The organism is Bacillus sp. S2(2024), from assembly GCF_050474045.1.
Classification (GTDB): Bacteria; Bacillota; Bacilli; order Bacillales; family Bacillaceae_G; genus Bacillus_A; species Bacillus_A yunxiaonensis.
In genome coordinates this window covers 171,690-184,146 of record NZ_JBFLUS010000005.1, presented here as the reverse complement: position 1 = coordinate 184,146, position 12,457 = coordinate 171,690, and the positions used below count along the sequence as shown (strand labels likewise).

10 protein-coding genes and 6 pseudogenes are annotated in these 12,457 nt (G+C 31.1%); 5 read left to right on the top strand and 11 right to left on the bottom strand.

All coding sequences use genetic code 11. The annotated features are described in order from the left end of the window. Window positions 1-15: 15 nt before the first annotated feature. The 3 genes and pseudogenes from AB1284_RS25855 to AB1284_RS25845 form a co-directional block, all read right to left on the bottom strand. Window positions 16-534: pseudogene (locus AB1284_RS25855) on the bottom strand (hypothetical protein); the annotation flags it as partial. A 427-nt stretch (window positions 535-961) separates the two neighbouring features. Then, a complete protein-coding gene (locus AB1284_RS25850; RefSeq protein WP_429762032.1) occupies window positions 962-1,390 on the bottom strand; it encodes an SMI1/KNR4 family protein in 429 nt (142 codons plus the stop codon). A gap of 28 nt (window positions 1,391-1,418) precedes the next feature. Continuing rightward, a complete protein-coding gene (locus AB1284_RS25845) occupies window positions 1,419-1,796 on the bottom strand; it encodes an immunity 22 family protein (protein ID WP_429762115.1) in 378 nt (125 codons plus the stop codon). A gap of 606 nt (window positions 1,797-2,402) precedes the next feature. Here AB1284_RS25845 and AB1284_RS25840 point away from each other — a divergent pair. Then, entirely contained in the window at window positions 2,403-2,876 is a 474-nt protein-coding gene (locus AB1284_RS25840; RefSeq protein ID WP_429762031.1) for a hypothetical protein, read from the top strand. A 206-nt stretch (window positions 2,877-3,082) separates the two neighbouring features. Here the strand turns inward: AB1284_RS25840 and AB1284_RS25835 are convergent, their stop codons facing one another. The 4 genes and pseudogenes from AB1284_RS25835 to AB1284_RS25820 all read right to left on the bottom strand — a co-directional run bounded on the left by AB1284_RS25835 (window position 3,083) and on the right by AB1284_RS25820 (window position 5,906). Further along, window positions 3,083-3,526 (bottom strand): SMI1/KNR4 family protein, encoded by a 444-nt coding sequence (locus tag AB1284_RS25835; protein ID WP_429762030.1) that lies wholly within the window; start codon window positions 3,524-3,526, stop codon window positions 3,083-3,085. Between the two features lie 535 nt (window positions 3,527-4,061). Further along, window positions 4,062-4,615, bottom strand: a pseudogene (locus tag AB1284_RS25830) (suppressor of fused domain protein). Between the two features lie 168 nt (window positions 4,616-4,783). Then, window positions 4,784-5,359 carry a hypothetical protein gene (locus AB1284_RS25825; RefSeq protein ID WP_429762029.1) on the bottom strand — a complete coding sequence of 192 codons (576 nt, stop codon included), beginning with the start codon at window positions 5,357-5,359 and terminating at the stop codon, window positions 4,784-4,786. Window positions 5,360-5,774: 415 nt separating this feature from the next. After that, complete coding sequence (locus AB1284_RS25820; protein WP_429762028.1) at window positions 5,775-5,906, bottom strand: hypothetical protein; 132 nt, start codon at window positions 5,904-5,906, stop codon at window positions 5,775-5,777. Window positions 5,907-6,239: 333 nt separating this feature from the next. On the opposite strand from AB1284_RS25820, the gene AB1284_RS25815 reads away from it, so the two are divergent. From AB1284_RS25815 to AB1284_RS25800, 4 genes and pseudogenes are all read left to right on the top strand, one after another. After that, window positions 6,240-6,653, top strand: coding sequence for a DUF6892 domain-containing protein (locus AB1284_RS25815; protein WP_429762027.1), 414 nt, complete (start codon window positions 6,240-6,242; stop codon window positions 6,651-6,653). 719 nt (window positions 6,654-7,372) lie between these two features. Further along, window positions 7,373-7,755 (top strand): annotated as a pseudogene (locus tag AB1284_RS25810) (hypothetical protein). A 190-nt stretch (window positions 7,756-7,945) separates the two neighbouring features. Then, window positions 7,946-8,834 (top strand): annotated as a pseudogene (locus tag AB1284_RS25805) (IS1595 family transposase). A gap of 52 nt (window positions 8,835-8,886) precedes the next feature. Next, the gene (locus AB1284_RS25800; protein WP_429762026.1) at window positions 8,887-9,528 is read left to right on the top strand and encodes a DUF3885 domain-containing protein; all 642 of its coding nucleotides are present in this window, start codon (window positions 8,887-8,889) and stop codon (window positions 9,526-9,528) included. Window positions 9,529-9,790: 262 nt separating this feature from the next. On the opposite strand, the pseudogene AB1284_RS25795 reads toward AB1284_RS25800, so the two are convergent. The 4 genes and pseudogenes from AB1284_RS25795 to AB1284_RS25780 all read right to left on the bottom strand — a co-directional run. Next, a pseudogene (locus AB1284_RS25795) lies at window positions 9,791-10,082 on the bottom strand (tyrosine-type recombinase/integrase); the annotation flags it as partial. Window positions 10,083-10,704: 622 nt separating this feature from the next. Next, window positions 10,705-11,361 carry an SMI1/KNR4 family protein gene (locus tag AB1284_RS25790; RefSeq protein WP_429762025.1) on the bottom strand — a complete coding sequence of 219 codons (657 nt, stop codon included), beginning with the start codon at window positions 11,359-11,361 and terminating at the stop codon, window positions 10,705-10,707. Between the two features lie 95 nt (window positions 11,362-11,456). Then, window positions 11,457-11,582: pseudogene (locus tag AB1284_RS25785) on the bottom strand (aminoglycoside phosphotransferase family protein); the annotation flags it as partial. 376 nt (window positions 11,583-11,958) lie between these two features. Next, complete coding sequence (locus AB1284_RS25780; protein WP_429762024.1) at window positions 11,959-12,159, bottom strand: hypothetical protein; 201 nt, start codon at window positions 12,157-12,159, stop codon at window positions 11,959-11,961. Between the last annotated feature and the right edge of the window lie 298 nt (window positions 12,160-12,457).

Genomic DNA, 12,457 nt, shown 5'->3' with positions numbered 1-12,457 from the left:
CTCCTAGCTTCTAAATTAAGGCCATTCTCCAATTACATTACCTTCTGCATCTATTCTATATGTTTTTACATTTCCACTACTATCGACTTTTGATAGTACTCTTTCTACTTGATCTTTTTCCAACGCTTTCGTAATCTTATCTGCTAATCGTTTATCTCCATCAACAGCTTTCAATATTCTACTTTTTCTAGTTTCCGAACCTGTCAACCAATCATTTGACATTTGGGGTCCATCTTTAGTTTTTCCTAATTGTGAACTACCAAACTTAGCTTCATCAATAACATATTTGATCTTTGATTCTGCATTTGTATTTTCGTATAATCCGTCAATCCCTTTTACTATTTTATCATCTATGCTTGATGGTGCACTTTTGCCGACTGGCTTTAAATCAAATCCTGCATCTTTTAAACTTTGATTGTTTAATAAGTTATCACTTGATTTTATTTCACCATAATTACCTTTTTGTTTATTTGTAGCTGTTTTTGCATCAAAGTCACCTACATTTGTATTTTTTCTACTACCGAGATTACCATTACCCGTACCCTATGTTGTAATCTTAAAATAAAAAGCACTCGTTGCCTATTGTAGACAATGAACTGCACCCCAATTGTTAGACACAGTCTAACAATTGGGGTGCAGTTCACAATCAAGTGCTTTAAGTTCATGTGTTTTTTAAGTAGCATTAAATTTGTAAGTTTTGTAGCTACAGTATGAAACCTTTTATATATCGTAACAAGTAATACGTTAAAACTTGCGAGCTAGTATGAGTTCGTTAGTTCAATAACCATGCCATTATAGTTGTCATCCAATAAAATTTCTCGTGCTATTATATTGTTATACATAGTACAACCATCATAAGTCACTTCGTTCAAACACCCATTTCTTTTTCATTCACTTGTCTCATGTGTTTACTTAATATCATAAGTAAAATCATTCTGTCTAACATTAACTTATTCCCTGGCTAACAGTTAAAATATTCTTTTAAAAACGCATAAAACGTTGACCAAGTTTCTTTTAACTCTCCGCTTAAAAGTAGCTCATCTCCGCCTTCAAAATTAACTAAGTAAACTTTATCAGTTATACTATCAAGCACTAGTACAGCATTTGCTGACATTTCACTTAAAACTAGATACTTTTTAGGAAATCCATGCTCTTTTCGAGCAATAATTGTATATGATTCAATATTGTTCTCTTCATCTACAATATCTAGCAACTCATAGGGAACATGCTCTTCCCAAAAAGGCCCTGCATATCGATGATAAAAATCACTAAATGTATCAGATACTTCTACACTTAAGCTAGTTAAGGTCTCTTTCACTTTATTCTTACCTTCACGTTTATAAATGTCTTCTCTAAGAACTTGGTCTAGTTTATCAGGCAAAACACTCACTTCAATTCCCTCCAAAATATAGATATTACTATTGTAGATAACTAGTAGAAGTAATATAATCAAAATCCTCAAAAGAATTAACTAGATTCTCGTATTCAAAATTGTAAATTAAAATAACAGCATTATACGACTTATTTAAGTTAACATATTCTCTAATTTTAGGTAGTATAATTTCCTCGTATGAACACCCATCTAGCAAAACAGAGATATTATCGCTCTTTTCTTCTAATACTTCTTTTTCAACAAAGTCTTCATCTATTTCATTTGTATCAATATTGAAATTTACAAAAAATTTAGAAGGTATAGACTCTCCATCTTCATCGTATGTTAAATTGACGTATTTCTCTAACTGGTTTTGTGTTTTAATATTACCTAGCCATATTGAAACTATTCCTTGTTTTTCTATAAATAACACACTCCTATTTTAATCTTAATCCTTCCGGCAATGATGAAATACTACCCTCTAATCTATAGTGAGCCCAACTATTAAGTCTTATAATAAATGTGTTATAGTCCATTTGATGTACTAATAATTCATTTTGTACTTTTGTAAAACCTAATCCTCCATAAACACCTTTAGAATCTACAAATTTAATATTAAATATTGCCCTTCTTAAATCTTTAATTTTTTCAGCACTGATATTCCAAAACTTGAATTGCGGAGCTCTTAACCCTAAATGTCATTCATACAAGCCACCAAGTTCTCTGATCTGACGTTCAAATTTCTTTCTACTCTTTTATTTTTCCATAGTTCATCCAATTCATGACTAGAAAGAGAGTTGAAGAAATCATTAAATTTCCCACTTTTTGCAGTCGAGATATCTTCTGTAGTTAATTTAGATATATCCTTTATTTTATCAAACTTCCATGTATCCTTTGTTGTAATCTTAAAATAAAGACTCTGTTAAAGAACAATGTTGATATTTTAGTGTAATTAATAATAAGCTAACACTATACGGAGCAAATACTTATTAATTTAATGTCAATAACTATTGAATAGAAGGTGATTTTAATGGGAATTTTTATCCTTAATCGTTTTAATGGAATTGAGAAATATGAAATTTCTGAAGCTATAATATATGCGGTAAAAAAAAATGAAAATGAAATAATGGTATGGCTTGAAGTAGAAACAGAGCAAGAGCCACTCCAGTCACTACCCGATACAGCAGATTGTAAAATGAATCCAAGTGGAGAGATAACCATTTATATGGATAACTTAAATCTCGAAAATTTTGGAGAACAAGAATTTACTATTTCCAAAGGATATGATGAAGACAGAAACGATTGGGTGGCAAGAATATATTATTTTGAACACCAAGACGTTAATAGTAATATACTGAAAATGAAATATAAAGGAAACGGAATTTTTTATATCCATTGGACAGGTGTAACCACGGATATATCTTATTATGATGGAAGCAAGCCAAATACTACTATTGAGGTTTTTGGAGAGTTTATTTTTGAAGAATATAAGGAATGGTTATAAAGTGTGATACATACATTGTTTTTATTATAAAGAATCGGGTGTGTTAGTTATGCAGAGATTGGGAAACTATGATAATAGGGTTTCCCTTATTTTTATCTCAATATCAACATTAGCGTTTAACACAGCCAAAATAAAAAACACTCATCGTCTATTGTAGACAATCCAGCGCTTTAAGTTCATGTGTTTTTAAGTAGTAATCTAATTCATTAAAAATGTATATTTATCTCTTCTTTAAGAGCCTTTTCTAAATATTCTTCAAAACTGCTTGCTATAATTTCTTTTCTACCAAAATCAAAGTCAAATGTAATGATTTCTGTATTAGGGGAATTAAAACCTACTGGATTCCCTGCACTGTCTATTCCAATAACAATAAAATTCTCATACCCTTCAAGAAGAATATTTCTAAACTGTAGAGATTTCTCTACAAATGATGGTGTAGCAACAAACTCCGCCTCTCTCAATCCTAAAACAATTACTTCACCAACTGCTCCCGAACCATACTTCAAAAGAAACATTTTAAAATCCTCTGGTAATTTTACTTTTAACCCATCTTCAGCTTGTGTCACTTCCTCAATATTAACAGGTCCTCCAAATGCTTCAGGGCACATTTCAACCTCTTCATCAATTGCATTTAAAAATTCTATTTTCATTCAATCCCCCCTTTTAATCATCTCATCGGTATATCTTGCTTCCCAATATTCTTCACGCCATTTCTTGAATTCCTGCCTAGCTTCTCCACTGCCAACTCCACCTTTATTTCCAAATGGATGCTGTCTTGCATTCCCCAAATCATGGTATCTACTAGGCATCTCAATTATTGGTCACTCAACTCTTTGTTCATGATGGTGAAGTATAATTGTATCAGATATTCCATCTTTTGGTGCGTACCCTTAGTGCACTTATAAAATTATAATGCTCTTTTCACTTTTCATTCTAAAACGCAGAAAAGTACTCGTAGTCTATTATAGACAATCAAGTACTAAGTGAACTTAACAAAAAAACAGGCCAATCATAGTAGTATCTGACTATAATTGCCCTGTCCAACGTAGCGTTATTACGTTAAATAATGTATACTTTTTCAGTTTTTATGTGCATATATCTCATCTAGAAAATCTTCCTACAAGTAAAACAAATAGTATATTAGTTATCATAGGATAGAGTGTTCCATTCAGTACTAGTTAGCCGTCAAATTATAGATTTCCTGCTAACATTAAAAGGATCTACGTTATTTTCCTCTAACAACTCTTCAAATTTTTCTGTTCCGTATTTTACAAAACATTCATATTCCGACTGGGAAATAAAGAATGCTAACAGAATTTTACCATCTTTATCTTCACCTTCAGTACGTACATGACTATATTCTTCCGGGAAAGCGAATGGTTCAATAAAGTAAACTGCATTTTTATTGTATTTTTGAACAAATGATTTATCAATACTTTCAATGCCGCTAATTGCTGTTCCTCGTCCTATTTCTATTCCATTACCTATACAATAAGTATATACCCTGTACTATTAAATGCTCCATCAACTATCATTGAAATTTCAACATTATCCCCTACTATTTCCTCATACTTACTGAATCCAAGCGTATTAAAAACTAAACATTCTTCAAATGTATTTTCATATTTTAAAATTTGTATACTTGGAAGCTCTTCATTATTCTTAAACACCTCTCGATCTATTGGATCGCCTAAGTATTTGCTATAATGGTCATAATAAAGTTCTCCGTAGTTAATTATTCTTTTATATCTCCTGTATATGATCTTTCCACTCCTTCAAATGTATGGCTTATATTACGAACTTAGATATACAAGTTTGGAAAGTAAACGTCAAGTAACTCCAAAATATACTATAAAAGGTAATTTTGGAGTTACTTGACGTTTGGGTAGCACCCATGCTCATCGACTTTAAGGGATTGATGGATACCAAGAAAATTTTGTATCACTATCAAGTGGTTTATTCTGAGTTTCCTTTTTAATTAGGCTGAACCATTCGTTTAATATTTGAGCTTTTGGTAATTGTGAGGCGGGATCGTCTTCCCAAATGATGTGTGAAAACCAGGCCTTTGTTTCCCATTCAAATTGCAGTTCTGCAAACGAGATTGTAGGATGGTCCGCTTCATGAAATTGCTGGTTTACTGCATGTGAAACTTCCGAAGCTTGTGGTAACAACTCATTCTTAATTCTATTTTTAATCGTCTGATTTTCTAGCTGATTCCAAAAATATAATTGCCCGTTAATTTGATAAAAAATATCAAAAGAAGCCTCTCCTTTTTTAAAATTAGCCAAAATAAAAGCGCGTTCCACATTATTATCAGCGGCTTTTACAGTATTGACAATTAAATTTTGTGCCATTGATACCCAATAGCTATTTGCTTCTTCTATTGGAGATTCAACATATAATTCTTCATTTAATTCATTGAGGGTTGCCTCACGATCGTTTACTTGTTCCACCTTTTTGAAAAGTCTACTAAAAAAGCCCATAATTTCCCCTCCACGTTGTCATTTTCTCATTTTGTATTTCAATAATTAGGTAATAATCAATGTTATTGCCACTGTGCTCATATCATTTTCAGATGGGTTATAAAAATGTCATGTAATTATATCCACTTAGCACATAATATCTTTAATAAAAATATAGTTTAAAAGTCAATTGTCTAGTGATACAAACGCATCAACTATTCTTCGCAAACAAAATAACGAAAATACTACTTTTATACTTTGAGTTTTCTATAAAATTTTTCTCTTTTTTATAATACCTAATACAATTGGAATATCTAAACTACTAATTGTTAACGGTAAAAACCACTTTCCAAAAACATTTCCCCATCTTCCATAGCCTATTCTTCAAATATTTTCTTTTTACTACGTTTATGTTCATTTGTATGTTCAGATACGACTACATGTTTGTTTTACGTAAGAAATCCTCTAAATCAAATGTAATAAACAGTTCACTTACCACTTGTGCATGTAATTGACCTTCCTCGTCTTTTACAACTACTGTGTCTAGTAACCCATCACCGTTTAACACATCACTTAGTTTTAGTTCTTCACCTTTTGCTGAATAAATTTCTGCAATGGAGAATATTCCTGTAACAACATATCAACAATAGACCCTACTGTTGATATTGCATCTCCTTAAATATACATTAAGCCTTTAGGGGCTTGATAAGAAAAGCCTATATCTTTTTTTGTAATCTGTTCGTAGAGGTCGTTGCTTCCGAATTCTTTTCTTATTCCACGAACGGGGCAAATTAGTTCAATAAGGTCATTGTGAATAATGCTAATTTTTCCATATTTGTTATAATAATAGTGCAGGTTAGATTAAAAGTCTAGGACAGAGATAATATTGGAGGTAGTTAAAATGGGAAAGAGTGAGATGTTTAAAGATTTTAATTTTAAATTAGTGGTAATTGAAGCTTTATTAGATAAAGAGCCACTATTTCTAAAAGAATTAACAGACTTAATAGATAAGTATACGAATAATTTCGATTGGTATTCTGGAGCTGGACCAATAGTTGAAATCAGAGATTATTTAGAAGAGCTAACTTTAGAAATAAGTGATTTGGAAAAGATTGAATCCCTTTGCTTTGATGGGGGGAATGAAATTTATCATATCCTAAAGCCAGATTGGGATGGCGAAGACAGTTTATTTGATGTAACGTCTGTTGAAGGATTTCAGAATCTAAAAAATTTAAAAACAGTGGAATATATTTCACTGTGTTATCCAAAAGTATTAGAACCATTTAAACAAGCTGCAATTGAAATTGAGGATTAATGAGGAGAAAATGTTCCGGCTCTCGTTATAGTCTCTATCCAATACCGTTCCACACTTTGTACAAATGTGAGTACGAATAATTATGAGGTAAACGCTTATGGAAAATGTGAGACTATATAGCATAGTAGGTATTCACGCTATGATTTTAATTATGAACTTATTTTATTGGAATTTAAATATGAGATATTCAGTAGTGACTAAGGATAGAAGTAAGATAGACTCTTTAAGATTTTACACTTTACTATCTATGACTTCACAAATAAAGTAGGAGAATGTCTTTAATGTATATAAATGTAGATAGCATCGTAAACACAATAGCATGTTTCTTTCAGGTTATACTTATACTATATGTTGTTGCACATTTATTGGATACAGACAGGGGTGTTAATAGATTTAACCGTTTGGAAAAGATTATACGGATTGCATTATTTGTAAACGTATCATTTATCAGTATATCCCTCATCTATTTTATAGTTAAACACTACTTTTTACTATTCACAAGTTTAAGTGTACTAACTAACTTTATATTGATATGGTTCTGTAAAGTAGAGATACGTTTTAAGTTTAAAGGTACACCTAAATTTAAGAAGTCAGTTTGGGCGGAGTCTTTTCGAAACTTACTATTCTTTCTATACAGTGGAGGACTAATTTCAGAAGGGGTATACTTCTATTTTCAAGTACTAAAATCAATGCTACATAAGTAGAAGGAGGTATATACTTTGTTTGAACTTAGTTTAGGTAAGCTAGATCCTTACTTTCTTATACTTGTGAGTATCGTTGTACTGGTATTTCAAAGTATTGTCTTTGCAAGAATAGTAAGAGACTGGTTTAAAAGTAAAGATATAGAGAAGTTAAAATATACATAGGAATTATGGTAATAGGTACTATAACAAACTTACCTTTATTCGGATTTATATTGTTAGGTTTTATGTCTAACACTATTATATTAACGTCTTTAAAGATAGAATTGTCTGATACAAAGTCAAATCAGTTGAAGACTGTAAAGAACTCAAATTTCATGTCATGGTTCATAATGAACACTATACACTTAGTATTTTTCGTCATCGAGGAAATAAAACTTATTAACAGTATTTGGGGGTAAACTAATGGATAACGATATGATTTCTTATGCTTCATTAATGAACTACATAATACTGATATTGCAACTAGCTATTTTTATAATGGTAGCTCTCTATTTTATTGGCTCTGTTAAAGGTAAATGTTGATATTTGAAAACTATCTGAAATATTAGTATAATTGAAATAAGAACAAATATTCGGGAGGTAGTAAGGTTGAGCAAAGCGTTCAGTAATTTATTAAAGCATCTCGGCAATTTGTCACACACAGAAAAAGAACGAGTGTTTCAATGGGTAAAACGCTATGTTGAACCTTCTCCCTCTATCGGTGGTCGTCTAATCAATGAAATGAGAGAAACACGTTTCAAAGAAGGATTTGAATGCCCTCATTGTGCATCTGAAAACGTAGTACGGTTCGGTCAATACAATGGTCGTCAGCGCTATCGTTGTAAGTGTTGTAGTAAGACATTTACTGATACAACAAATACCGTTCTTTATCGTACTCGAAAAGGCGATGAATGGATTACATTTGTTGATTGTATGTTCAAAGGCTATTCCCTGCGAAAATCTGCCGAAATCGTAGGGGCTACTTGGGTTACGCTTTTTTATTGGAGACACAAATTGTTAAATGCAATAAAACAAATGGATTTCGAGCAATTTGATGGTATCGTTGAAGTTGACGAGACCTATTTCCTATACTCTCAAAAAGGGCAACGTGGTATTGCGGAACGCAAACCTCGAAAGCGTGGCGGGAAATCCAAACATAGAGGAATTAGCCACGAACAAGTTTGTGTTCTTGTGGCAAGAGACCGCACCAAAGTTAGAGCATTATCGTATTAAATCAAATGATGGAAAACACGTTATAAAGGGCTTGTATCATATTCAAAATGTCAATGGTCTCCACTCTCGGATGAAACAATGGATAGACCGTTTTAAAGGTGTGCCTACCAAGTACCTTGATAATTATCTTGCTTGGTTTTTATTTGTTGATAATCGTAGTAATGAGAGTACAAAACACAATATTAAAGAGTTCTTGCTTACATCATTTGTATTTGAAATGACCGATACTTATGATAGTTTGCGTCTGTCTAAATTTAGTGTATAGTCTTGGATTTAAAATTTGATTAGATTTTTTCAAACTATGAAGAGGTGTTGAGATGAGGTTGAATGAGTATATGCTTGAAACGTTTCCCAATTTAGAACTTAGACCACCTCTATTTTATAATTGGGCTATTGGTATTCGTTTTAAATTAGGTGTGGACTATGATTACAATAACATTTATGAAAATTGCCCATATTTAGAAGGCGTTTATAACAGAGCAATTACTTTATTTAAGTCTTTACATTCACCAAAAGATGATATTTATATTGTAATGGATGTAAATGACTTTGCAGACGGTGAAACTTTCAAACACAAATTGAACATCTTTTCTAAGTATGTAAAAGAGAAGTCAGTTTTGTTTAAGTTACAGCAAAATACAATCCCTTATATTTTTCCAGAAGACGATGAAGATAGAGAATATAAAACACATAGATTTGCTTTGAAATGTAAGGCTTCTGCCTTTAAATACATTCCTATGCTAAAAGCAATCTGTAATCAAGATATGGGAATAAAATCGAGTATTTTTCATAGGGTGTATTTCATAAATGTTAACAAGAACACTATATTTCACGTTTATGATGATAGGGGTTGTGATTTATTAGCTACCTCCCCTGAAACAATTAAGGATATTTATAATACATTTAATGATTGGATATTAGATTACGATAGAAATAAAATTGATAAAGTATTTAATTGAATTTAGCTTATATTAAACAAGGGGAACACCATATTTAGGTGTTTCCCTTTAATTAATATAAAAATCAACATTAAAATTTAACAGAGCCATTTTATTAAGAAAGACGTATTAAGAAATATAATTAAGAAAATGATAAAGAAAGACATTAAGATAGAAGATATAGGACTTCTAAATGCGATAAGATACTTATTATTTAAAGGAATTATTATTCAAGCAGTAGTTAAGTAGTATATTTTTATATTCTATAATACTTAGCTATTTTTCATTCTAACAATCCACTTAGCTGTGCATATAATTTTGTGGTTTCACTTTTTTCATGATTAACAACAGATTACTTCAAGAGGCGCTCCGTTGTTAATCATGTGAGTCGCGTAACTATGCCGTAATTGATGTGGATGAATACTCTTTTTAATTCCTGCGCGACTTGATATACACTTAACGATATATCTCATAAGGTTAATACTCATACGTCTTTTGGGTCTTCTTTCGGTGATAAACAAGCAGCAATCCTCATCGTCCCGTTCGCCTAAGTATCTTTTCAGCCACAAGGAGCAGTGTTGGAACGAACCAATAAACCACCAAAAAGATTGATATAAACAAACATGGTGCAATAACCCACGATTGTCCTTCTTTTGCTAGGCTCCAAATAGAAAAATAAATACCAATATAAGGACTAAAAATTATAATGTAACCAGCCAATCAGGTACGTTGATATCGAGACTAGGAAAGTAACTTAATATTTTAATTCGTTCCAATAGCTATAAGTAATCTCTAGGAGTATCTTTTCATAAATGGTAAACTCCCTAAAATAAATTATGAATTTAATTATTACCATGAATGCATATATTTTCCTAGTGATATTTTACATCGAATTGAGCATTGTTTTTCAGAAACTTCTGTAGATTTGAAATAAAGTTTGATCAGAAATACCCCACAAAACATCATTTTACAATAAATAAAAAGAATCCATTTTGAAAAAAGATAATATGCTCCTCCTTAGATAAACAGATTTTTATTTTTTATCTGTCTACCTAATGGGGAGCATATCAAGATTGATCAAAATGGATTCTTCTTCAGCAGATTTTTGTTTCGGCTTTATAAAAAAGTTTGATCATTTTCTGCCTGTATTGCTCCATAATCGCGCCCGATTGTTCTCTAAGAGTTTAATAGTTTCTATTAAACTTTCTTAATATACTCATACACTTCTTTAGGTTTTATATTAAGCAGGTGAGCAATTTCCGTTATTTTTTTTCCTTCTTTCTTCATCTTTTTTACTTTTGTCCCCAATGTTTGTTCGTATTCTTCTGCAATATCAAATAATGGAATCAATAAAGAGTGCCATATTTCAAAATCAGCATATTTATTTTTTTCCAAAAACTTATTTAGCAATGCTTTTAATTCTCTATTTTGTATAATTCTTTTTCCTTCTAACACTTGTTTCTCAGTAAGAAAATTACCTATATCTTTTATAAAATTGATAAATGAGTCCATAGAATCTGCAAGGAAACCGCCAACACCCCAACTGTCCATTCCGTGCATTAATGAAGATATAGGGTATCCATCCTCATTTAAATCAATAATAATTGGATCTCCACACATAGTTTCATATGCAATAACAATCCAATTTGCATCCCAAGTATCTTCCTCATCGGTTACAAGGGAGTTTCCATCAGTGTCAATGCTATATCCTACTTGAAATTCATCTAATTGTTCAAAAGGAAATATATCAAAATTTACATATTCTCTAATTTTTTCATATTCTAAGTTAATAAGTTCTAAATTCCTCTTAATTTCTACTTTTTGTTGATAAGAATTAAATTTTATCATTGTCATTTTTACTACATCCCTATTCATACTTTATATTTATTCTTTTTTATCTGGTTTTTACTAAAAATCTAAGACAAGAATATTAATAATTGATATTGTTATTTTTTCTTTGCCTCATATAAAGATTCTGTATTTGGAAAATGTTTTTTAAACACTTTCACAATTTTATTATCACAAAGATATATCTTTGCTATATTCCCTATAGCTATTGGATTACCTAGGTTCAATTATTTTCTCTACTTAAAATAAATTACAATAATGCCCTATACTTTACCTAATAAATTCGATGTAATTATTGTAAAATCCTTTTGCTACTAAACTGCCCCTTTAGTTAAATAAAAAAGATCCTGTAAAACAGGATCTAAACAAACTTTAGAACATCGCAACATTCTTTAAAACGTAGCGACTTTATTATAAACATCGTATCTTTTTTAGAAACACTGTGACTTTATTTCAAATCGACATTAGAATCCATTCTATTAATGGTTATTTCAGTATTAGTTCTTTAAACCAATCATTTATGTAATCTACTGCGTCTTTGAATCTCATCTCATGTATAGGTATCGACTAGAACTTGTTGCACCATCTACTTTCCCCTCTCACCTATTTCCATTCATCTCTACTTGCAATACGGAGTGATTCTTCGATGTGTTCTGGGTTAAATTTTCTTCCTGAACCAGCAATTTTATTTAGTAATTCAAGTTTTTGTTCTGTCGTAAGTTCTTTTTCTTCTTCCTGTTGAGGATTTTCTTTTATACGATGTGGTTTAAAGTGAGATTGACTTCCTAAACGTTTCTTGTTCATAAATTCCCCACCTTCTGTTCGTATTTAGTAACATCTTAACACAAAAATTCTAATAATGAAGGTACTTATCGTAGTAAGAAAAGCACAAGACCAGCTCTAAAGAGAGATGGTCTTTTTCACTGAAATTCTTCCTCTATAAATGTTCCTATAGGTTTGATAACACATGATTCCTATTGAGGGTTTCATTTCGAAAAAGTTGATTTAACAATTTTTTTATTAACCTTTTCTTAAGTTCATTCTCATATTGTAAAATAAAGCAGCTATATTATTGGAGGATATGGCAATGAATATAAAATTC